We start from the raw sequence: 20,817 nt of genomic DNA, 5'->3' as shown, positions 1-20,817 counted from the left end.
CAATTACTTGGCAACTGCTTCTTTATCCGCCTCATCCAGGCTGCCTTTTGGACCAAAGAATTCGTAATGAATATCTGCGGCAGGAACTCCCCATTCGAGAAGCTGGCGGTTGATATGGGCCATAAACGGCGTTGGTCCGCAGAAGTAGAACACGGCATCCTTGGACGGAACAATTTCCTGCAGCCACGGAAGATCCACATAACCTTTTTTGTGGTACGCTCCCGTATCCTGCTCTGTTGGCTGCGCATAGCACCAGTATGCTTTTGCTTGCGCTGCCTGATCGATCTTCTCCTCTACCTGCTGCTTAAGGGCATGGAATTGCCCGTTTTGCGCCGCATGAATGAATGTAATTGGACAATTAGATTTCGTATCCACAAGCGTATTCAGCATGCTGACCATCGGCGTCAAGCCAACACCGCCGCTGATCAATACCACTGGACGCGTATCCTTCAGATCAAGCGTGAAATCACCGGCCGGTGCGGACAACCAGAGCACATCGCCTTCCTTCACCTGCTCATGCAGGTAAACCGAGACAACGCCGGCATCCTTGCCTTGCTGCGAGTCCTCTCTTTTGACCGAGATCCGGTAATACGGCTTGCCAGCCGCATCCGACAGACTGTATTGGCGGATATGAGTGTTCTTCTGATTCGGAATGCTCATCTTTACGCTCACGTATTGTCCCGGTTCAAACATTGCAATCGCTCCGCCATCCTCCGGCACCAGGTAGAAGGAGGTAATGACATTGCTCTCCTGAACTTTACGCTGGATGCGGAATGCGCGGTACCCCGCCCAGCCTCCTTGCTGCTCTTCCGCTTCCTTGTACATCTCCGCTTCGACGCTGATAAACACATTCGCGATAACGCCGTATGCTTCGGCCCATGCATTCAGAATCTCGTCGGTTGCGGCATCGCCAAGCACCTCTTTAATGGCCTGCAGCAGGTTTTGGCCGACAATCGGATATTGGTCTGCCGTAATGCCAAGACTACGGTGTTTGTGCGCGATCTGCTTCACGGCCGGCAGAATGGTTTCAAGTTTATCGATATACAGGGCAACGGCATAAACGGTATTCGCAAGCGCGGTCTGCTGTTTGCCCTGTCTTTGGTTGGCATGGTTAAAAACATTCATAAGCTCGGGATGACTGGTAAACAATAATTGATAGAACCTTTTTGTAATGGCCGTCCCATGAACCTCAAGCACCGGTACAGTCGATTTAATAATGGCTATCGTGTTTTCATTCAGCATGAAGCTCTCCCCGCTTTCTTCAACTTGTTATGATCCAAGTATACGGAAGGGTGGCCTCCCGCCGATGTGATTCCAATCACACCAAATCAGAACGATATGTGAAATGAATCACTCAGGTAGCTATACCGTACGTTGGATTTCCTACAGTGAAAATAGCTCTGGAAGCCCTCTTTGCAGCCTACGTTGGATCCACTCCGGTAAAAGTGAAAGAAAACCGCCTCTCTCGCCCAATTCGAGTCGATTTCCTGCAGAAATTCCAACGTAGGTTGTGTTGCCAGGCCAAAACGTTGCGTTACGCTACATGAAATCCAACGTACCTCGGATAAGCTTAGCGATTGTTATCAAACCATCTCGTAACCGTAAGCTTTTTCGTAAACCCCAGATACTTATATTTAACCGTAACGCTTTGAACCGTTCCCTCCTCAGCGGAAAAACGAATTCCGTAGAGAATAGGCGTATGGGCTTTTTTCTTAATGGCCTTCGTTAACTCGTCACCGGCAAGAGCCGGGTAAATGGATGAATCGTGTATTCCCATAAATTCGATTTCCGGAACAGGCTCCGGCATGACCTGCACAAACTGCCCCGAATCATAAGTAATACCTAGCTGCACGGGGCCGGATGGGGAAGTTCCGTTAATCGTTACGCTCACGATATCGATTTTCCGGAGTCCCTTGTTCACCAGACCAACCACATACTCCGGAGGATTTCCATCAGGGGGCGTAAAGGTGGACAGCCCGTCGGTATTAAGCGGCTCCGTTTGCTGATACCATATGCCTGCTGCGGCGGCAATCCCGATTACGATGATCAGACAGCCATACACCGTTATGCTCGTTAATCGTTTAGCGGGTTTCAATTTAACCCTCCTAACCTTCTGGTTACGGCTTCGCGATAAACCCCGTTTTAATCCCTTTTACAAAACCGGCCTTTTCGTAAAAAGTAAGGGTGCCCTCCTGCTTGGAGCTCGTCAGCAGCATCACCTTGTAGCAATTTTGCTTCCAGGCGATAGCAAGCGCCTCGCGCAATACGTCGGTTCCGTAACCTTTTCTGCGGAAATCGGTATGGGTTACCACGTTTTCGATCAGTCCGTATGGCCTTGCCCCTCTCGTTAAATTCGGAATAATAATCAGCGCGCAGGCTGCCGCTATCCGGCCTTCCGCTTCAACAACAAGATAGTGCAGGTTGCGATCCTCCCGGATTTGACTCCATAATTCTTGAACATCCGCCGCCCGAAGCTCCGGATCGTTCGGAATCAAATGACGGTATAAATCCAGAAGCTCCTGCAGTTCATGCTCCCTTATAGCTCTAACTTGGCTCATTGGTCCGCTCCCCGCTTTCGTCATCCCCGCCGTATAGGCGGGCGGTATCCTCATTTTATAGGAAAAGTCTGTAAACTCAAGACTTATACGGTTGGTGCGACAATGCTATAATATTGGAAGGAAACGGCATAAAGGAGTTTTGTACAATGAGCACAAAAGAGCTGCCTATTCTCCACTTCCCGGATCAGACAGCTTTCGAACGATGGCTCGCCGAGCAATACGATCAGTCGTCCGGCATCTGGCTGCAGATTGCGAAAAAAAATGCTGCCAGCCCCTCGGTTACTTACCATGAAGCGCTGGACGTTGCCTTATGCTACGGCTGGATCGACAGCCATAAAAGAAAGCATGACGAAGAAAGCTGGATTCAGCGTTTTTCGCCAAGAGGACCAAAAAGCATCTGGTCGCAGATTAATAAGGATAAAGCCGCATCCCTTATCGCCGCGGGAAAAATGCAGCCAAGCGGCCTTAAGGCCATCGAAATAGCCAAGCAGAACGGCTTATGGGACAAAGCTTACGAATCGCAGTCCAACGCTGCCATTCCGGAGGATTTCGCCCTTGAGCTGGCGCGCAACGAGAGGGCTGGGCAGTTTTTCGAAACGTTGGACAAGCAGAACAGGTATGCGATTCTGTTCCGCATTCACAATGTCAAAAAGCAAGAGACGCGGGTGAAGAAGATTCAGCAGTTTATCGAAATGCTGGAGAAGGGCGAAAAAATATATCCAAGCAAAAAGGAAGGAAAATAATTTATGCCGATAAAGGTTCAGACCATCATAGATGCCTTGCGATCATCGGTTCCCCCGATTCCCGACACGGTGGATGTTCTGATGGCCGGCAGGTCCGATACCGAGGTATCGGGAATTGCCGTCTCCTTCATGCCAACCCAGCAGGTGATTGAAAAAGCGGTCGCGGCGGGAGCTAATCTTCTGATCACGCATGAACCCCTTTCCTACAATCACAGGCATGAAGAGAAGCTGATCGGGAACGATCCGGTTTTTGCGCAAAAGCTGAAGCTTATCGAAGAGAGCGGAATCGCGATTTTCCGATACCATGATTACTGCCACCGGAAGCAGCCGGACATTATTATGACGGGTCTATTGTCCGCGTTGGAATGGGAATCCCGCTTGGCGGAAATGCTGCCGATCGCCGCCATTCTCGAGCTTCCGCCTGTAACGGTAACGGAGGTTGCCGCGCATGTGAAGCAAAAGCTTGGCATGCCTTTCCTCCGGATTACGGGGGATCCTTCCACTCCGGTCAGCCGTGCGGGTATACTGGTTGGTTATCGGGGAGGCGCTTCAACCGCTATTCCGTTTATGCGCGACCATAACCTCGATCTGCTTATCGTCGGGGAAGGTCCGGAATGGGAAACGCCGGAATATATCCGGGATGCCGCGCATCAAGGCCGGGCAAAAGCATTGTTGACCCTAGGCCACGCGGAAAGCGAAGAGCCGGGCATGCGCGCGTTAAGCGAGGAGTTGAAGCTGCGGTATCCGGAAATCCGGGTAGAGTTTTTGCCGATCAAGCCGATCTTCCGGATCGTGTAGCGGAGGATCTAGCTTAACGATGCACCGCATCGTTAAGGGACCAAAATACGAAAAAAGGCTGCCCGCGGGCAGCCTTTTTAGCTTAACATATATTATTTTACAAGCAGGACCGGACAGTGAGCATGCTGGGATACTCCGTGGCTGACGCTGCCAAGCAGAATTTCCGAGACAAGCCCTACCCCGCGGCTGCCCATAACGATCAGGTCGCAACTCCGTTCCTTCGAGGTATTGCAGATCAGAGTAGAAGGATCGCCGCCTGCTCTAAGCAGCGTGTAATTTACTCCGGAGTCTCTGAGCTGAGCAGAGGCCGCGGAAAGCACTTCATTCTCTTCCTTCTCCAGCATCTCCCCCACATCCACATAAACAAAAGCCTGACTCATTGCGACGCGTCCCGTAACATGGATCACAGACAGCCGTATCGGCGCATTGATCGCCTTCACCAAATGGATCGCGTGATCAAGAGCTTTGCTGGCCTGCTGCGAACCGTCGACGGGAACAAGGATATGATTGTACATAAGAGATGCCTCCTTCAAAATGTAATCCCTAACCTCTTAATACCCACTTCCAAGCTTGTTCAAACCTTCTATCTATAATTAGCATACTCCTCCTTAATATTAACGTCAACGTAAACGTTATAATTAAAACTTTCCCTTTACAAGCGAACGTATATTCTTTATCCTAAATATGGTTATATTTACCATTATCGGGGAGGTATAAATTTTGCGTACTTATCAGATCGACAGGATTGATCGGGAAGAGCTCAAGCTGGTTGGCTATTCCATTAGGGAAAGCCTTAACAACGTTCTGCAAACGCGAATTGTTGGCGTATTGCGCGAGCAGCTGGCCGAACGAAGGAATGAGCTGCCGAACCGGATTAATGAAGGTATTTATTTGGTTCAGATCTATAACCAGGACGGCCAATGGACGCATGACACCCCCTATCAGCATGTGATCGCTTTCGAAGTAAGCGCCTTTGAGCAAATACCCGCCGACATGACCGCCTATACTTTACCTTCAGGACACTATACGAGGATCGTTCATGAGGGCCCGGAGTCAGAGATTGGCGATACGTATGATTACATAAATAACACGCTTGGTTACAGGCCCATCGATATCGAGTATTGGAATGACGTCTATGCCTTGGACCGGCAGGATTCCCGTATCGATATCCTTATTCCCGGCTAAACAAAGCGACAAAAACCGGGATCCGACGCTTGGCGTCGAATCCCGGTTTCCTATACCGCTTATTGACCGGATTCCATTTTTGCTTTGAATGCATCCATTTGTTTTTGCAGCTCGGCAAGAACTTTATCGTAGCCTGCTGTTTTCAGCTTGCTGCGGAATTGTTCAACCGCTTTGACAGGGTCGCCTGCTTTACCGTAAGCGATAGCTGGACCCATCTCGCCCGTTACTTGCGTAATCGCTGTCAGCTCGGCTTCAACCGGCGTTTTGTCGAATACGAATTGGCCGTATGGATAAGGTTTTTTGATTTTGTCATACTCAGCATAATAAGTTTCTTCCAGTTTATCCCAAGTTGTTACGCTTGGAATCTCGAATTTGTCGACACGGCCGCCCCAGAAGTCGGAGTAGAAGCCGTCTTTTGTTTCGTCATAGCCAGCTGGTTGTTGACGTTTGCCGTCTTTTACTTCGTACTGTACGCCTTCAATACCGTAGTTGAGCAGGTGGTAAATTTGCTCGTCGTTGCGGATCAGGTCGTAAGCCATCAGAGCGCGCTCAGGGTTTTTGCTGTGTGCGCCAACGGAAGTACCGCCGTGAGTGATGGACAGCTCAAGCAGGTTGTTGCCGCCTTGGCGGGCAAACGGGAACATCTGCAGATCGGAACCCGGTTGGTCTTTATCCATTTGAACGCGGAGACCGCCAAAGGTTTGCGTATGGTGCTGATCCATACCTGTCAGGCCGGCACGCAGCGATGCACGGGTATCGTTTTTGTTGTTCAGTACGTCTTCACGCCAGAAGCCTTTGTCTGCCCATTCTTTCATCATGGTAGCGTATTTCACCATTGTATCTTCGAAGACAGGGCTGTTAACGGTATATTTCTCGTCATACGATTTGGTCGTGAATACCGGCAGGTAACCTGTCGAGATTGGCAGCTCAAGGTTATCCGTGTAGGAAGTATCAAATCCGCCGAATGTACTTGTTCCGGAAACCGCATCCCAAGGAATTACGTCAGGCTTGTTGTCCTTAATGTATTGAAGATATTTGCCAATGCCTTCCCAGTCTTTAATTGGCTCTGTAATGCCTGCTTCTTTCGCCCAGTCACCGCGGTAGAAGAAGCCATGGTTAACCCATTGCGTATATTGATCTTCAGGAATGAGGACGATTTTACCGTTGTATTTGGATTCAGACCAATCTTTTTCCGGAATCGAATTCCAGGTCTGAGGCGCGTATTTTGGAAGCAGATCATCCAGGTTCATGAAGGCGCCGCGTTGAGCATTACCCCATGTATCAAGCCAGTCTGTACCGATCGTAATCAGATCGACTGGTTCGCCGGAAGCAAGCGCAAGGTTGTATTTCGTCTGCCAGTCCGTCCATTCGATCCATTTCCATTCCAGCTCGGCATTGATTTTTTCCTTCATGATTTTGTTAACTTCAGCAAGCACCTTTTCGAATTGTCCGTTAGTCGGCTTGTTACCAAGCACCATATAGGTGATTTTGACGAACTTGGAAGTATCAACTGCAGCGTCGCCGCCAGTGTTTGTTGATCCTTCTGTGTTTGTGCTTGCATTGTTGCTTGGTTTAGCTGTGTCTGCTGGTTTATTATCTTTGTTGTTATTACCGGAGCAGGCTGCCAAGCTGGAAGCCATCAAAATAGAGAGCAAGATTGCGGAACTTTTCTTAAACATGCACGTCTCCCCTTTGTTTTTAATAATTTGGGCTTTGCCCGTTATGTGAAGAGGCTTTTTTTGGCCTTCGGCACATCAACCTTTAACTGCACCTACGGTAATACCTTTAATGAAGTAACGTTGCACGAAAGGATAGAACATAATGACAGGTCCAGTTGCAACAACGGCCGTTGCCATCTTCATGGACTCAAGCGGCACATCCCGAAGCGAGACGTTGGAGGCTGCTGCAGAGTTGCGGACAAAGTCGGCGCTAGTAACGACGTTATATAGGAAGAGCTGGAGTGGACGGTATTCCATATTCGGCGACAGGAACAGCATCGAGTTATACCATTCATTCCAGTAACCAAGCGCGATAAACAAACCGATTGTTGCAAGAGCCGGTGTCGTCATCGGCAAGATCAGCCGCAGGAAAATCGTAAAGTCCCCTGCTCCGTCGATTTTTGCCGATTCCGTAATGGCATGCGGGATGGAGCGAACAAAGCTTTTCATCATAATGATCAGGAACGGGCTGAGAAGCCCTGGCAGCAAGACGGCCAAATAATTGTCCTTCAGGCTCAAATATTGCGTCACAAGCAGGTAGAAAGGTACAAGGCCGCCGGAGAACAAAGTCGTGAAGTAGATAAAGAACGAGATGCCGTTCCGGTAACCAAAGTCCGGGCGTTGCAGCGCATAACCGGTCATCGCTACAAGGAACAAGCCAATAGCCGTACCAGCCACGGTAAGCAGAATCGTTACAATATAAGAACCGACGATGATATCAGGATTCTCGAATACGATTTTGTAAGCAAAGGTACTAAATTCCTTCGGCCAGAAGTTAAAGCCAAATTTCTTGATAGCCGACTCCGAAGTAAACGATGTACCCAAGATGAGAAGGAATGGCAGCAAACAGCAAAGCGCAAAGATGGAAATCACGACGTAACCAAATGTTCTGACGACGACTTCGCTCGCATCTGTCCGAATGCTTCTGGATTCTACGATATTCTCTTCCATGTCAGCACCCCCTAGAATAACGAGTTTTCTGGCGACGCCTTTTTAACGAGCCAGTTGGCCGTTATAACGATCACGAAGCCGAACACCGATTGATATAAGCTAACCGCACTACCGATAGAGAAGTTGAAGTTCGTCATAAGCGAACGGAATACGTAAGTTTCGATAATATCCGTCGACGAGTACAATGCCGTATTGTTTGCTCCAACCAAGTTGTAGAACAAACCGAAGTTGCCTTTCATAATGCCGCCAAGCGAGAACAGCAACAAAATAATGAACGTTGGCTTAAGCCATGGGATAACGATGTAGATAATCCGTTGGAAAGCGTTTGCACCATCGATTTCGGAAGCTTCAATGATCTCATTATCAAGACCCATGATAGCTGCGAAGTATACGATAGAGCCATAACCCGTTGACTGCCATAAGTAGGTTATTACGATAATGAATGGCCATACATGAGAATTGGAGTAGACTTTAACCGGATCCATGCCGATAGATGCAAGTACATGGTTCAGCAGGCCGTAATCATAGCTCAGAATGTTGTAAGCGATCAGACCGATCAATACGGCCGAGATAAAGTGCGGGAGGAACAATAAGGTTTGAGCTACTTTCTTAAACCATTTGCGGCGCAGCTCGTTAAGCAGGATAGCTACGAATATTTGCAGCAAATTCCCCAGCAAGATAAAAGCAACGTTATAAGCTACGGTATTAAAAGTCAGCCGCCACAGGTCGCCATTCATAACGAGGAAGCGGAAGTTGTCGAAGGCAACAAACGGACTTTTGAATATGCCGTCCGCGTAATTGTACTGAATGAACGCCAGATACACGCCTGGCATCGGCAGATAAGCAAATACAATAAAGAATGCAATTGCCGGCAAACACATCAGAAGCAAAGTTTTATTGTTCCAGAATCGTCTCAGCCTGCCTGAGCTTTCCGTACGCGGCTTGCTCTTGATGGCTGGTTGTATAACCTTTTCCATGTGAAGACCTCCTTACCAATTACTAATTAATTTCCAGCCTTTTGCGTTCGGCTAGACCGGTTGAAGCCTGATGGCATCCAGCCTGCAAGGCGCTGCTAGATCTACTGCTTCCAAGAGGATAGCAAGCTCGCCTTCCTTCTTGTTAAACCAAACGCCCGGCAAGTAAACCGACTGCGGATTGCCGCCGGTAATTACCGGCCGGTCCTCTCCGCCGGATGTCCAAATCCGTCCAACGATTTGTCCTTCGAGAAACACCGTCAGCTTAAGTCCTGATCCGGAAACCGCTGCGCGCCAACCCTTGCCGTTATCCGAATTCGGAATGGTGCTGTACAGCCATGCCGTCTGACCAGCATCGAGCTGCACGGGAAGCTCCGTAACCTGCGACTGTGAACGAGCTGCATTCGCATGGGCCGATAGCTCGGGCTCTTCCGCCCCGCTGATCACCCAGTTCACTGCCTTGACTCCTTCATACATGACCGCTCTTCTTCCTGCAGGAAGTCCAATTACTCTCTCGAGGAAGATCGCAAGCTCTGCTGGCTGCCCAGCTGTGAGCTGACCGGAGAGGTCAAGATAAGGATCAAATGGTCCCACATCTCCAGCCCACTTCCCATCGACAAACACCTTCGCCGTCGACTGCATCCCTTCGAAATGAAGGATCCAGCTGTCTGCCTGTTCTCCGGGAATAAAGCTTTTCCGGTAATATTCGAAGGCGGGATGATCCGGCGATAACCAGCCGCCCAAGTTCACAATCGGCCACAGCTTCCGGTCAGCTTCAGCCGTAAGTTCCGGCCGAATCGTTCGGTCCGTTGCGCGGTACACGCTCCAATTACGGCTCATTTCATGCTGCCTTGTTACTAGCGTCATGCCTGTGAGGCCTTTTAAAGCGTTAAGCTTTAAGCCCGGCAGCCTGGAATCATCGAAGTTGGAATGTCCCCAGATTTCCGTTCGGGCAACCAGCTTGCCTTGCGTCAGCCCTTCTTTTAACGGGAGGTAGCTGCTGCTGCCGCCGGGAACCGTAGTTCCAACGTAATGGCCATCCGCGTAAAGCGAAATGACGTCGCTGCCGTTTTGGATCAATACACCTTCCGCCGCATTCGCTCGATCAGTCGAAACAGCTGCTTCATACCAGCTATATCCTCGATAAATCTCGTTTTGTTCCAGATATGCGGCTTCCGTTCTCGATTGCCTTGACTCTGGCAAGGTCATCGGCTCTGCTCCGTTCAAGGAGCTAAGCTGCCAATTGGTGACCTCCGTTTGCTCTTTATCAGCAGGTTGAACATCTGATGAACAGGTGTGCAATAATCCTTCTTCATCCATCTCAACCATATAAAGCGCTTTTACTCTATCATGGATCGCAATTGTCAAAATGTCTCCGCTGCGGGTATTGATCCGGCATACGGCATCCGATGTTCCATCAAACTTGATGTTTAACCGACCGTCCTGCATGTCTGCCGCGCAGTTCTCGGATTCAACGGCAGCTATCTCTTCGCTGCTTAGCTGAATTTGACCGGCGCTTTCGGTATGGAAAGCAAGTACCCGGCGGCTTGTCGTCTGCTTCGCATAATAAAGCTCCGCTGTTGATTGCTCCAGTGTCCCTTCCAATCCCCAGCCTGCTAACGGAACTTGATACGGCAGAGCCAGCGATCGGCCTCCCCGTAAGACAAACGAATCCGAACCGGCTATCGTAAGTTCCTTATCCTCGTCATCCAGATTCGTCAGGAACAACAGTTGGCCGCCGTCCTTCAGATCGAGCGCATACGGGCCGGCAATGTTATTCCATTGGCCAGTGAGAATGAGATTCTCATCCGCTGCTCCGGTTGCTTTCGCTTCTGCCAGCTTGCTTCCGTAAGCTTCGATTAGTCTGCCGAGCAGCCTGCCTTCGTAAGCTTCCTCCCGGATATGTCCTTCCGGAGAGATCATTCCGCCAAAATCATAATCCGACGTCATAAAAGCAAGCGGCTTACCCCAATTGTTCGTGGCGTTCGTAAAACCAAAATCCGTACCCGATACCTGAAGGTAAGGTCCCAGTAGCTTAGCGCCGCAGCCGAGCAATCGGCGAAGCAGATAATGCGCGCGGTTTGTTTCGGTTACGAGGAGAGGATAGCCAAGCTCCTCCATAAGCCCGCCGTAATGGAGCACCTTCTGCTCGAATTCGGGATCCCGGTCATTCGGATAGAAGTTGCAGGTTGGGGCTACTCCCTCTGCAATTCCTGCTGCTTGAAGCAAGCCGCCTTGACCGGCGCAGGCGAACAGCGGAACCGATATCCCATGCGCCAGTACCAAATCTCTTAATGCGCCGATATACCCTTTCGGATCCATGCAATCATAGAAGTCGAGCTCGTTATCCAGCTGCACCGCGATAACCGTTCCGCCTTCGTCAGCCTGGTAGGCTTTAAGAAGAGGGATAATACGGTCGAACCAGGCAGCTACCCGGGATAGAAATACCGGATCATTCTGCCGAATTTCTATTCCTTGTGCCAGCAAATATGCGGGAAGCGCGCCTCCGTCCCATTCGGAACAAATGTAAGGTCCCGGTCTTGCGATCACCCATAACCCCGCATCTCTTGCCGCTTCAAGGAAGGCTTCGACATCACGCTCTCCGCAGAAGTCCCATTCGCCTTCCCGCCGTTCATGATAGTTCCAAGGGAAGTATACATCGATACTGTTATAGCCATAAGCTTTCAGCTGCTCCATCCGTTCCTTCCACAGCAGCCTCGGAATCCGGAAGTAAAAGAGCGAAGCGCTTAAGAGCAGCTTGGGTTCTCCGTGTATACGAACTGCATCGGCCTCGAACTGTACTGCCGATATCGCCTGTGTATCCAAACCCATTCTAGACGACCCCCGATCGGTAACATGTATCCCGTTTCATGAAACCCGTTTCATTTTTTCATAAAAATAAAATACACATTCGATCCGAAACAACATTAACTGTCATATTTACGGTATTCTTACGTGCATTTCATGTGGATAATATGATGATAGCCGATTGCATTGAAACGGGTTTCATTTTTGTTCGAACCGTGTATTGCTTTGACACCTTGATTCTAAATCAGACATGAAAGCGTTGTCAAGAAAGTTTTTTGAAATATTTATCTAAATATTCCATTTGGCCCATTTAGCCTTGAGCCTATTGGCGGAGCCGTAGATTCCCGAATGACCAACTCAGGTCTCAGTTTCGCCTTCCTGCTTACCTTTGTTTTGGTAATCATCTTATGCAGCTGCTCGGCCGCATATTTCCCGATGTCATAGCATTTAAGAGACACCGTCGTCAGCTCCGGAATACTGTTGGATGCGTACGGAACATCGTCAAAGCCAACCAAAGACAGATCCTCCGGTACCCGCAAGCCGGCATTATAGGCAGCTTTAAGAGCACCGATAGCGACTAGATCATTCGCGCAAAACACAGCAGTAGGCCTCTCCGGCAGGCTAAGCAAATAATTCATGAACAGCTTGCCCTTCTCTACCGTAAAGCCGCCGTCCAGCAGCCATTCTTTCCGGACCGTAAGCCCATTTTTCTGCATCGTCTTCACAAAGCCTTGGACACGCTGAAGCGTATTCGCCATGCTCTGATAGCCGCCGGCAAACGCGATATCCCGATGACCCAGATCGATTAGGTGCTGCGTGGCAAGCTCCGCCCCCTCCCGCTCGTCAACGCAAACGGAATGAATGTTTTGCCCGGGCAAATTGCCGTTTATAAGCAAAGTCGGGACGCGCTTGCTGATATCAACAACTTCGCTCACCATAGCCTCGCTAGGCCTAGCCAGGTTGATCCGGCCGCCAATCATAACGATGCCGTCTACCTGCTTCTCCATCAGCAGGCTTAGATACTGCGATTCACGCTCGTATTGCTCCTTCGAGTCCCCGTTTGTCGAGACGGTATCGCATAGAAAGAACGTGTAGCCTTTGATTCTCGCCTCTTGCTCGAACCCGGCCAGAACGGTCGGAAAGAACGGATTGGTGATGTCCGGCAAAACAATCCCGATCATCCCCGTCTCCTTCTTGGACAGGCTTCGAGCTAATGCATTAGGCTGAAACTGGTACTTGTTCATCAATTCTACGATGCGATCTCTCGTTGACTTTTTTACGGGGGCAGTATTGTTCAAGACCCGCGATACCGTTGCAACCGATACATTCGCTTCCTTCGCAATATCATACACTGTAACCGGTTTCAAAAGTTCTCACTCCCCAATCCATTAGCTGATCACCAGTAGAATAGCAGATTTTTTCAAAAATAAAAACAATCTCTTGCGATTATTTGGATTTAGTATTAACGACCTATACCTTTAACGCCGCTCAGCATGACAAAAAACCTACCCGTCACTCTCGTGAATGCCCGGGTAGGTTTCGTGCCTTGAAGCTCTTATTTTTCGTCAAACCTTCTTCCACCAACGGTCGAATACGGTCACCGGCTGCTCCCGTTTATGAATCGTCCGAATATACCAGTTTTCGATCTTTTGCCGCTCGTCTTCGCCAATTTCCTTGCCTTCCAGGTAGTTATCGATATCGTCGTAAGTCACACCTAGAGCAACTTCGTCGGCAAGCTGCGGCTTATCCTCTTCAAGGTCTGCGGTAGGGGCCTTCAAGTATAGATGCTCCGGGCAGTTAAGCTCCTTCAGAATCTGTCTTCCCTGACGTTTGTTCAGACGGTATAACGGAGTCAGATCCGCCGCGCCGTCGCCAAATTTCGTATAAAAGCCCGTGATCGCCTCAGCCGCATGGTCCGTTCCGACAACCAGCCCATTCTCCTCGGCCGCAATCTCGAACTGCGCGATCATCCGCTCTCTTGCCTTCCGGTTGCCCTTCGTAAAATCGCTCAGCTTCTTCCCGGTCCGGGCTTCGTATTCCGATGCTCCGGCATCAACGGCTGCCTTGATATTAATCGTGATAAAGCCTTCCGCCCCGATAAAAGCAATCGCATCCTGCGCATCCTGCTCATCCTTTTGGTTGCCGTAAGGCAGCCGGACGGGAATAAAACGATAGGTCTTTACTCCCTCTTCGTCGTTTAATTCATTCATCGCCATTTGGCAAAGCTTGCCGGCAAGCGTCGAATCCTGTCCGCCCGAAATACCAAGAACCAAGGCGGTTTTTCGCGCAAAGGTGACGTAGTCTTTAATAAAATCTACCGTTCTCCGGATTTCCTCCTGTGCGTCAATCTGCGGTTTTACTCCCAATTTCTCAATAATCTGCTGCTGCAAGGTCATCGCCAAGCGCCTCCTTTAATCGTTAAATACGGTACAGGCTGTTTTTCTTAATATAGTCATAACACGAATCCGGCAGCAAATATTTCGGCTCCCCGCCCCGGCTGAATTCATCCCGAATGTAGGTCGAGCTGATCTCCATGGCAAGCCCTTTGCTCATCAGCTGGAACCGTCCGTCGTCATGATTGCGGAGAATCGGCGAACGGGAGATCGCTTCCGTCATGTCGATTCCATTACGTGCCATTATGATAAACTTATTTTCCTCAATCAATTCCTTCTCATGCGACCATTTGCCGTCCGCGATATCGACCAGAAGATCGGCGCCCATAATAAAATACAGCTCATCCTCCGGATATTGCTCGCGGAAATGCCTCATCGTATGGAATGTGTATTGCATGCCCGCAAGAACCGTAAGCTCGTAAGGATCGAAAACAAACTTCGGATTATCCTGAATCGCAAGCTTAATCATATTCACCCTGTGCTCGTCGCTAGTGTTCGTTTTCTTGTCATGGCGCATGCTGGAGGAAGGCAGAAAGATCACTAAATCCAGGTTTTTGCGGTGCGCCACCGTCGAAGCCGTCCATAAATGCACATTCGTGATCGGGTCGAAAGATGATCCGTAGATGCCGATTTTCCGAGGTTTTGTCGTCATGTCTCTTTGGCCACTCCTTCCGCTTTCTCCTTCATCGCATGGATGAGATTCATCTTGTTGTCCCAGCAGCGCTGGCTTAGATCAACCGGATAATCCTCCGGATTCTGATTCCGCTTGTATTCGTCCCAGAGCAGCTCCAAATTTCCTTTGGCAAAAGCCTGCACCTCATAAAGCTCAGGCATCTCGTAGACCAGCTTGCCGTCTACAAAAATATCCGCATGAAGCTCTCTCGCCTCGTAATTCGTTACGAATTTGCTGATGTAGGTGTACACCGGATGGAACATCTTGAGGCGTCCTTCCTCCTGCGGATTCTCCTCTTCCAGCGCGATATAATCGCCCTCCGAGCGGTGGTTCACCAGATTAATGATCCGGTACAGCTTCTTCCTTCCCGGAGTGGTCACTTTCTCGGGATTGCCCGAAATTTTGATCGTATCGACCATTTTTCCATGATCATCTTCGATCGCCACAATTTTATAGACTGCGCCTAAAGCCGGCTGATCATACGCCGTAATCAGCTTTGTTCCGATCCCCCATGCATCGATAACCGCGCCTTGCGACTTCAAATTCAGGACCGTATATTCATCGAGATCATTCGAGGCATAAATCCGGGTTTCCTTAAAACCCGCTTTGTTCAGCAGCTTGCGGACTTCCTTCGACAGATAAGCAAGGTCGCCCGAATCAAGGCGGACTCCTTCGAACAAATCCTTGATGCCAAGCTCCTTCACGACTCTGATCGCGTTATGAATGCCCGATTTGAGCGTATCGTACGTATCGATCAGGAAGACGCATTTGCGGTTCATCTGCTTCTGCCGCTTGGCATAACGGAGGAACGCTTCGTATTCGTCCAGCATCGCTTGCACCATCGCATGAGCATGCGTGCCCGATACCTTAGCGCCAAACCGTTTGCCGCAGCGCACGTTCGAGGTCGCATCGCAGCCGCCAATGATAGCAGCCCGCGAGCCCCACAGAGCGGCGTCCATTTCATGAGCGCGGCGCGTGCCGAATTCGAGAAGCGGCGCATCTCCAACCGCGTTTCGGATTCTCGAGGCTTTGGTCGCGATCAGCGTCTGGTAATTTACGATATTAAGCAGCGCCGTCTCGATAAACTGGGCTTCAGCCAACGTGCCTTCCACACGGAGGATCGCTTCATTGCCGAAGACAAGCTCTCCCTCGCGCATGGCGGTAATTTTGCCGGTAAAGCGAAGCTGCTTCAGGTAAGCGAGGAAATCCTCTTCATAACCAAGCTCTTCATGCAGGTAGGCCAGGTCCGAATCCGTAAATCCGAAGCTTTGCACATACTCGATAATCCGTTCCAGTCCCGCAAAGATCGCATAGCCGTTCCCGAAAGGCAGCTTGCGGAAAAAGAGTTCGAAAACCGCTCGACGTTCGCTCATTCCTTCCGCCCAATAAGTCTCCACCATATTAACCTGGTATAAGTCCGTGTGCAGCGCAAGGCTGTCGTCCGCGTATTTGTTGATTTGCTGTACGTTGTCCATGTCCCATTACCTCCGTAGGCTTATGCTTAAATCGTCAGGCCTTCCGCCGTAGCAAGCTGAATGCCGTATCGCTTAACTAGCTCCTTAATCGCCGTATCCGTCAAAGCTTCCGTACCCGGAATCGGGCTCGAGCAATCCGTCAGCAGATGAATGCTTTCGGTCAATGCACGGTTCTCGGCATGATGCTCCAAAATATGCTTCAGCGTATCGAGTACGCAATGCGAGAGTGCCTGACCCGCGATATAAATTTTGTGATAATCCGTGAGGCTATCCAGAAAAGCCCGGTTGGCGTCGCTCGCCACGCCATCCTCCCGATAGAACGCGCCGTACATTTCGCTTAACGGATCTTGCCCTTTTTCCAAAATAACCGGCGTGCTTCTTCTTGTCACCGTGTGGAAGTAGACGAGATTCATGAATTGGCTTTCGAACTCCACGCCGTTTGTTCCTTCCAGGCAGTGGTAAGGCCAGATCCGGAGTTCTCTCTTCCCTCCCGCCATAAGCTCATGAAGATACGCAAGGCTTCTCGCCGGCGAATAGACCGGCGTCCACTCCCCATTTATGACCGACTCCACCGTAATGACCGTTTCTACAGGTGCGGGATGCTTGCCATTCCTGTCAATCCACCAGCAAGGATGAAAAATCTGCAGCGGCGTATGGACGTCTTTGGTCAGAGCGATTTGTGTGATTTTATGCAAATTTCGATACATAAATTTTCCAAGCCGAGCGGTGTCCCGTACCGACCCGGGAACCCCCAAGTCCCCGCCTTCAATGAAGCTGTTCTGCTCATCAATAACCAGCAGCAGGATTTTCTCTTGATCCTCTTCAGCTGGCGGCAGCTGCTCTTTTGCTGCTTCTTCCAGCACAACATTTATTGTGGCGCTGCTTTTGCCGCCAATCTCGGCCTCCCGGAACAAACGCTCAAACGGGGTAACAAGCTGATTATTCGAAGTCATCGCTAGCCATCTCCTCTTATTCCTTATTTCATGTTTTATGAAATATTAAAGTTAAAAAGAACAGGTATTGTGACAATACCTTTAGAAGTAGATCGACTCCAGAGGTTCTCCCTCTTTGAAACGGTACAAAATCGATGGTCGCTTGGAGTTTCTTGATGTGGTTTTGGCTTCGCCGTCGATTCGAACGACTTCGATAAACGGGAGGCGTTCGGCACGGTTCCGGAATGTCGAATACTTCGCTACCTTCGGGCTGTCCGTAACGGTTAAGAGCACGCTTTGCAGTTCGCTTAGCGTAAATTCCTGCGGCAGGAAGCTGCGCGCAACCGTCGAGAGCAGCATATCCTTTCGGATCATTTCGTAAGCATCCGCAATCACTTCGCGATGGTCAAAGGCAAGCTCCAGCTCTTTAATCTCCTCGATCGTAAAGAGCGCCACCTCCTCCGCATCGTCGGCCGCCTTGCGTTTCTCGAGATAATCCTCCGGCACAATCGCGTAATGGGCATTGGAGATGATCCATCCCCGCTTATCCCGGCCCAGCTTGTCATAGACCCCGTAATGCCGGATATGAATTCCCTCGACGCCGGTCTCTTCGGACAATTCGCGCTTCGCCGCTTCGTAAGCAACCTCCTCGGGGTCGATAAAACCTCCCGGCAGCGCCCACTTCCCGCCTTCAATATTTGGACTTCCTTCACGGTCATGCCGTGCCCGGCGGATCAGCATCAGCTTCATCGTCCGCTTCGGCGGCTTATTAGGCGCGATTGGCTCGCTAATGATCGTAAATACCGCTATATCGCTCGTATAGCCATCCGGTGTCCGGTATTTCTTCGGATCGTAATGGGCGAGAACTTCTTCTTCGGAGTTGTAACGGGCCATTCCAGTCACCTCAATAATATTTCATATTTCATGTTTTATTATTTATAGTGTCATATTAACATGATCCCGCTGAAGGAACAAGAGTTTTTTTGGAAAATAATTGGCCTAATTTTGCTGCTGCTGCGGTTGCTGCTGCCCTTGCGGTAGCTGCGACTTCCGCTGCTTTTTCTTGATCGCGAGCAAGAGTATCAACATAATGACCGGCAGCACAAGGAAAAAGGTCAGGTCAAACCACGGATAATAATCCGTCAGAATTTGATTATAGGTCACGATATTAGGCGTCCCGACAACCGTGCACACGAGCAGAATCATGCCAAGAGGAATCGTCAGCATTTTGCTCTCCTTCAGCCGGAACGCCTGTGCCAGACCCGTTGTAAGCGTAAAGTAGTGAATCAGCGTTTTGTAGAATACCGTAATGATCCACAAAAAGGCCATCACAGCCTCAATCCGCTCTAAGAAATGGCCAATCATAATTTTCTGGGCAAGCACAAAGGTCGGGTAATATTTGCTCTCCATCAGACTTGGCCCAAGAACAAACACACTGAGGAGAACAACAAGGAATAAGATCGTGCCTCCTACTGCAAAGCCCGTCAGAATGGACTTCGTCAGCTTGCTGGTGCCTTCCACATAAGGTACAAGCATAAGCAGTACGGCCATTTCTACAAACCCTGTACAATACGCAGGTAGTGCACCATTAATAACAGGAAGCATCCCCCGGACCATAATCGGACGTACATTCTCCCACTCGATCTGCGGCAGCAGAAAGAGCACTAGGAGACCAAACATCCCTATCATAGCAGGAAATAACAGTTCTCCCATTCTCGCGTAAGCTTCAATGCCATAGCGGTAAGCGATAATAATGACTGCTGCATAAACCAAGATAATGGCATTAACCGGCGTCTCCGGCATTAATTGCGTCGTCATGAATTGGCTCATCTCGCTTAGCAGCGTCAGAATGCACATAAACGAGGAAAAGAGAAAGAGGAGGAAGACGAAGCCTCCAAACCATACGCCCAGCCTTTGGCGGATCGCTTCATATAGACTTACCCGCTGAAGCTTATTGGCAATAGCCGCGAACAGACCGCCTGTCGCAAGCCCGGCAATTAAAGCAAGCAGCATGGACAGCCAGGCATCCTGCTTGGAGAAGGCAGCCGTAATAGTCGGCATGATTAGAATGGAATCGCCCACCGATCCGATCATAATTAAAATCGTAAACTGTCTGACCGATATTTTTCCATTCATGTATTTGGGCGTCACGGACTTGCCTCCCCCTTTCCTCTACGTTGATTTCGCCATCCCTATCCAGCCGTACATCCATTTGACCAATAAAAAAGGGTTAGGGAGCTCTAATCGAAGTACCAGAGCACTGTACAATGCCGTTCCGATCAGAAGGAGGACAAGGAAGAACGCGAGCTCCCGGAATTGCCGCCGCCGGATTAGTCCCCGTGCTTCCAGCCAGAAGGTACCCGCGGCCAAAGCCAGGACGCCAAATAGTGATGCCATCTGCCGATCCCCTCCTCCGCATTTATCTGATCGTACTGTTCTCGGTTGTACCCGTTTCCCGGATATACAATTTAATCTTGTAGCTCACTTTAAGCTTCGGAAAATATTCATCGCGCCATTGATCCTTCACTTTGTACCAGAAGGCCGGATGTTCCTTCTCCATTTGAGTGCCAAAGCCAAAAATATCCGCCTTCATATCCTTGGCGTGGTTAACGGCTGCTTCCGCGTTGGATTGGATGGCTTTTTTGGTCTGTCCCTCTAACTCCTTGATCGTTGCGGGGTTCGATAAATCCACGTGCGTACACGATCTCTCGACGATATTTGCTTCTGTTCGGATGGATACTTCAGCCTCTGGATTTCCGTTTACAACCTTTGTTTTGATTTTGGAATCGGAAGAAGTGACTTCTATTCCTAAATATCGCTGTTCCCCGCATGGTACAGCGATCGAAGTACTATCCAGATTATTCGTAATATCGGTATAGCCCCTGCTCTCCCTTTCATTCAGCCAGCCGATCAACTTATCATCTTTAAAAGCTGCTATGCCTGAGTAACGGAATCGGCTTGGCGGCATAAATTTCTCTATATTTTGCTTGGTTTCTCCTACCTTAGGGTTGCCGATGACCCTTATGCCGGTCAAAGCAAGCTCACTCCCTTGCGAAGAGAGCTTGGTTATCGCTTCATCCAGCGTGACGGCAATGGTTGGCGCCCAATTCTTCTGGGAGGTCTGCAGCGACTGCTGCATGCTGTAGCTCGGCAGCTTTTCCACCGGCGTATACAGCTTCAGGACTTCCTCTGCTTTGGACCCTTTTGCAACGATAATATTAAAATCCATTCGCGTTTCATTATCACGAGCAGCGCTGTCTATTAACTCGTTAATGCCTTTTTTTCTAGCCGCTTCTTCTCCGATAACGTAGATCTGCAAATGCCCCATATAGACTTTACGCGGCGCTTCTGCCGTAACCGATCTAGCCGCCTCAAACAACGTTCTTCCTCTTCCTTGAAATATAGTGCTTGGCGGACGGTCTCCTCTTTTCTGCTGATTGGAGATCTCGCTTGGATTTACAACCTGGTACGAAACGAGATAATGCCCGTCCTCCCAATCCACTCCAACACCAAGCACGATCAGAAGCTCGTTCAGCTCCCTTCTGCTCCAGCAGCCTGTCAGCATCAGAAGGCACAGCATCGAAATCGCGAATTTGTAGAACATGATGC

20 protein-coding genes are annotated in these 20,817 nt (G+C 49.8%); 3 read left to right on the top strand and 17 right to left on the bottom strand.

Going from position 1 to position 20,817, the window contains the following annotated elements:
* Positions 1-3: 3 nt before the first annotated feature.
* The 3 genes from hmpA to WFJ73_RS24440 form a co-directional block, all read right to left on the bottom strand.
* Positions 4-1,242 (bottom strand): NO-inducible flavohemoprotein, encoded by a 1,239-nt coding sequence (gene hmpA, locus WFJ73_RS24450; RefSeq protein ID WP_336775565.1) that lies wholly within the window; start codon positions 1,240-1,242, stop codon positions 4-6.
* Between the two features lie 328 nt (positions 1,243-1,570).
* A complete protein-coding gene (locus WFJ73_RS24445; protein ID WP_336775564.1) occupies positions 1,571-2,095 on the bottom strand; it encodes a hypothetical protein in 525 nt (174 codons plus the stop codon).
* Between the two features lie 22 nt (positions 2,096-2,117).
* Positions 2,118-2,558: a GNAT family N-acetyltransferase gene (locus tag WFJ73_RS24440; RefSeq protein WP_336775563.1), complete on the bottom strand. Its 441-nt coding sequence runs from the start codon at positions 2,556-2,558 to the stop codon at positions 2,118-2,120.
* Between the two features lie 146 nt (positions 2,559-2,704).
* Here WFJ73_RS24440 and WFJ73_RS24435 point away from each other — a divergent pair, with 146 nt between their 5' ends.
* Positions 2,705-3,301 carry a YdeI/OmpD-associated family protein gene (locus tag WFJ73_RS24435; protein ID WP_336775562.1) on the top strand — a complete coding sequence of 199 codons (597 nt, stop codon included), beginning with the start codon at positions 2,705-2,707 and terminating at the stop codon, positions 3,299-3,301.
* A gap of 3 nt (positions 3,302-3,304) precedes the next feature.
* Positions 3,305-4,099: a Nif3-like dinuclear metal center hexameric protein gene (locus WFJ73_RS24430; protein WP_336775561.1), complete on the top strand. Its 795-nt coding sequence runs from the start codon at positions 3,305-3,307 to the stop codon at positions 4,097-4,099.
* A gap of 92 nt (positions 4,100-4,191) precedes the next feature.
* On the opposite strand, the gene WFJ73_RS24425 is transcribed toward WFJ73_RS24430, so the two are convergent.
* On the bottom strand, positions 4,192-4,614 hold the full coding sequence (locus WFJ73_RS24425; RefSeq protein ID WP_336775560.1) for a universal stress protein: 423 nt from the start codon (positions 4,612-4,614) through the stop codon (positions 4,192-4,194).
* Between the two features lie 205 nt (positions 4,615-4,819).
* Between WFJ73_RS24425 and WFJ73_RS24420 the strand changes: the two genes are divergently transcribed.
* Positions 4,820-5,284, top strand: coding sequence for a GyrI-like domain-containing protein (locus tag WFJ73_RS24420; protein WP_336775559.1), 465 nt, complete (start codon positions 4,820-4,822; stop codon positions 5,282-5,284).
* Positions 5,285-5,343: 59 nt separating this feature from the next.
* On the opposite strand, the gene WFJ73_RS24415 is transcribed toward WFJ73_RS24420, so the two are convergent.
* From WFJ73_RS24415 to WFJ73_RS24355, 13 genes are all read right to left on the bottom strand, one after another.
* A complete protein-coding gene (locus tag WFJ73_RS24415) occupies positions 5,344-6,963 on the bottom strand; it encodes a DUF3502 domain-containing protein (RefSeq protein ID WP_336775558.1) in 1,620 nt (539 codons plus the stop codon).
* 75 nt (positions 6,964-7,038) lie between these two features.
* Positions 7,039-7,953, bottom strand: coding sequence for a carbohydrate ABC transporter permease (locus tag WFJ73_RS24410; protein ID WP_336775557.1), 915 nt, complete (start codon positions 7,951-7,953; stop codon positions 7,039-7,041).
* An 11-nt stretch (positions 7,954-7,964) separates the two neighbouring features.
* Complete coding sequence (locus WFJ73_RS24405) at positions 7,965-8,930, bottom strand: ABC transporter permease (RefSeq protein ID WP_336775556.1); 966 nt, start codon at positions 8,928-8,930, stop codon at positions 7,965-7,967.
* A 51-nt stretch (positions 8,931-8,981) separates the two neighbouring features.
* Positions 8,982-11,759 (bottom strand): beta-galactosidase, encoded by a 2,778-nt coding sequence (locus tag WFJ73_RS24400; RefSeq protein WP_336775555.1) that lies wholly within the window; start codon positions 11,757-11,759, stop codon positions 8,982-8,984.
* A gap of 260 nt (positions 11,760-12,019) precedes the next feature.
* Positions 12,020-13,102 (bottom strand): LacI family DNA-binding transcriptional regulator, encoded by a 1,083-nt coding sequence (locus WFJ73_RS24395; RefSeq protein WP_336775554.1) that lies wholly within the window; start codon positions 13,100-13,102, stop codon positions 12,020-12,022.
* A 198-nt stretch (positions 13,103-13,300) separates the two neighbouring features.
* Entirely contained in the window at positions 13,301-14,131 is an 831-nt protein-coding gene (gene nadE, locus WFJ73_RS24390; RefSeq protein ID WP_336775553.1) for an ammonia-dependent NAD(+) synthetase, read from the bottom strand.
* A gap of 22 nt (positions 14,132-14,153) precedes the next feature.
* Positions 14,154-14,780 (bottom strand): nicotinate-nucleotide adenylyltransferase, encoded by a 627-nt coding sequence (gene nadD, locus WFJ73_RS24385; RefSeq protein ID WP_336775552.1) that lies wholly within the window; start codon positions 14,778-14,780, stop codon positions 14,154-14,156.
* Entirely contained in the window at positions 14,777-16,276 is a 1,500-nt protein-coding gene (locus tag WFJ73_RS24380; protein ID WP_336775551.1) for a nicotinate phosphoribosyltransferase, read from the bottom strand. The genes nadD and WFJ73_RS24380 overlap by 4 nt, the downstream gene beginning before the upstream one ends.
* Positions 16,277-16,302: 26 nt before the next feature.
* Positions 16,303-17,229 carry a hypothetical protein gene (locus WFJ73_RS24375; protein WP_336775550.1) on the bottom strand — a complete coding sequence of 309 codons (927 nt, stop codon included), beginning with the start codon at positions 17,227-17,229 and terminating at the stop codon, positions 16,303-16,305.
* Between the two features lie 81 nt (positions 17,230-17,310).
* Entirely contained in the window at positions 17,311-18,102 is a 792-nt protein-coding gene (locus WFJ73_RS24370; protein WP_317981163.1) for an NUDIX domain-containing protein, read from the bottom strand.
* Positions 18,103-18,207: 105 nt separating this feature from the next.
* Positions 18,208-19,359, bottom strand: coding sequence for a GerAB/ArcD/ProY family transporter (locus WFJ73_RS24365; protein ID WP_336775549.1), 1,152 nt, complete (start codon positions 19,357-19,359; stop codon positions 18,208-18,210).
* A gap of 21 nt (positions 19,360-19,380) precedes the next feature.
* A complete protein-coding gene (locus tag WFJ73_RS24360; protein WP_336775548.1) occupies positions 19,381-19,605 on the bottom strand; it encodes a hypothetical protein in 225 nt (74 codons plus the stop codon).
* A 22-nt stretch (positions 19,606-19,627) separates the two neighbouring features.
* Positions 19,628-20,812, bottom strand: a complete 1,185-nt coding sequence (locus WFJ73_RS24355; RefSeq protein ID WP_336775547.1) for a Ger(x)C family spore germination protein — start codon at positions 20,810-20,812, stop codon at positions 19,628-19,630.
* Positions 20,813-20,817 lie beyond the last annotated feature (5 nt).

The sequence above is a fragment of the Paenibacillus sp. MMO-58 genome (assembly GCF_037146255.1).
Lineage (GTDB): Bacteria > Bacillota > Bacilli > Paenibacillales > Paenibacillaceae > Pristimantibacillus.
The sequence above is the reverse complement of the archived record's forward strand: the minus strand, read 5'-3'. Positions and strand labels throughout refer to the sequence as shown.

What these genes read in the sequence shown, in the direction of transcription:
- WFJ73_RS24435 (WP_336775562.1), top strand. Translation starts at nt 2,705, where the DNA reads ATGAGCACAAAAGAGCTGCCTATTCTCCACTTCCCGGATCAGACAGCT.
- nadE (WP_336775553.1), bottom strand. Translation starts at nt 14,131, where the DNA reads ATGACCTTGCAGCAGCAGATTATTGAGAAATTGGGAGTAAAACCGCAG.
- WFJ73_RS24410 (WP_336775557.1), bottom strand. Translation starts at nt 7,953, where the DNA reads ATGGAAGAGAATATCGTAGAATCCAGAAGCATTCGGACAGATGCGAGC.
- WFJ73_RS24425 (WP_336775560.1), bottom strand. Translation starts at nt 4,614, where the DNA reads ATGTACAATCATATCCTTGTTCCCGTCGACGGTTCGCAGCAGGCCAGC.
- hmpA (WP_336775565.1), bottom strand. Translation starts at nt 1,242, where the DNA reads ATGCTGAATGAAAACACGATAGCCATTATTAAATCGACTGTACCGGTG.
- WFJ73_RS24440 (WP_336775563.1), bottom strand. Translation starts at nt 2,558, where the DNA reads ATGAGCCAAGTTAGAGCTATAAGGGAGCATGAACTGCAGGAGCTTCTG.
- WFJ73_RS24360 (WP_336775548.1), bottom strand. Translation starts at nt 19,605, where the DNA reads ATGGCATCACTATTTGGCGTCCTGGCTTTGGCCGCGGGTACCTTCTGG.
- WFJ73_RS24415 (WP_336775558.1), bottom strand. Translation starts at nt 6,963, where the DNA reads ATGTTTAAGAAAAGTTCCGCAATCTTGCTCTCTATTTTGATGGCTTCC.
- WFJ73_RS24430 (WP_336775561.1), top strand. Translation starts at nt 3,305, where the DNA reads ATGCCGATAAAGGTTCAGACCATCATAGATGCCTTGCGATCATCGGTT.
- nadD (WP_336775552.1), bottom strand. Translation starts at nt 14,780, where the DNA reads ATGACGACAAAACCTCGGAAAATCGGCATCTACGGATCATCTTTCGAC.
- WFJ73_RS24400 (WP_336775555.1), bottom strand. Translation starts at nt 11,759, where the DNA reads ATGGGTTTGGATACACAGGCGATATCGGCAGTACAGTTCGAGGCCGAT.
- WFJ73_RS24370 (WP_317981163.1), bottom strand. Translation starts at nt 18,102, where the DNA reads ATGGCCCGTTACAACTCCGAAGAAGAAGTTCTCGCCCATTACGATCCG.
- WFJ73_RS24380 (WP_336775551.1), bottom strand. Translation starts at nt 16,276, where the DNA reads ATGGACAACGTACAGCAAATCAACAAATACGCGGACGACAGCCTTGCG.
- WFJ73_RS24375 (WP_336775550.1), bottom strand. Translation starts at nt 17,229, where the DNA reads ATGACTTCGAATAATCAGCTTGTTACCCCGTTTGAGCGTTTGTTCCGG.
- WFJ73_RS24405 (WP_336775556.1), bottom strand. Translation starts at nt 8,930, where the DNA reads ATGGAAAAGGTTATACAACCAGCCATCAAGAGCAAGCCGCGTACGGAA.
- WFJ73_RS24355 (WP_336775547.1), bottom strand. Translation starts at nt 20,812, where the DNA reads ATGTTCTACAAATTCGCGATTTCGATGCTGTGCCTTCTGATGCTGACA.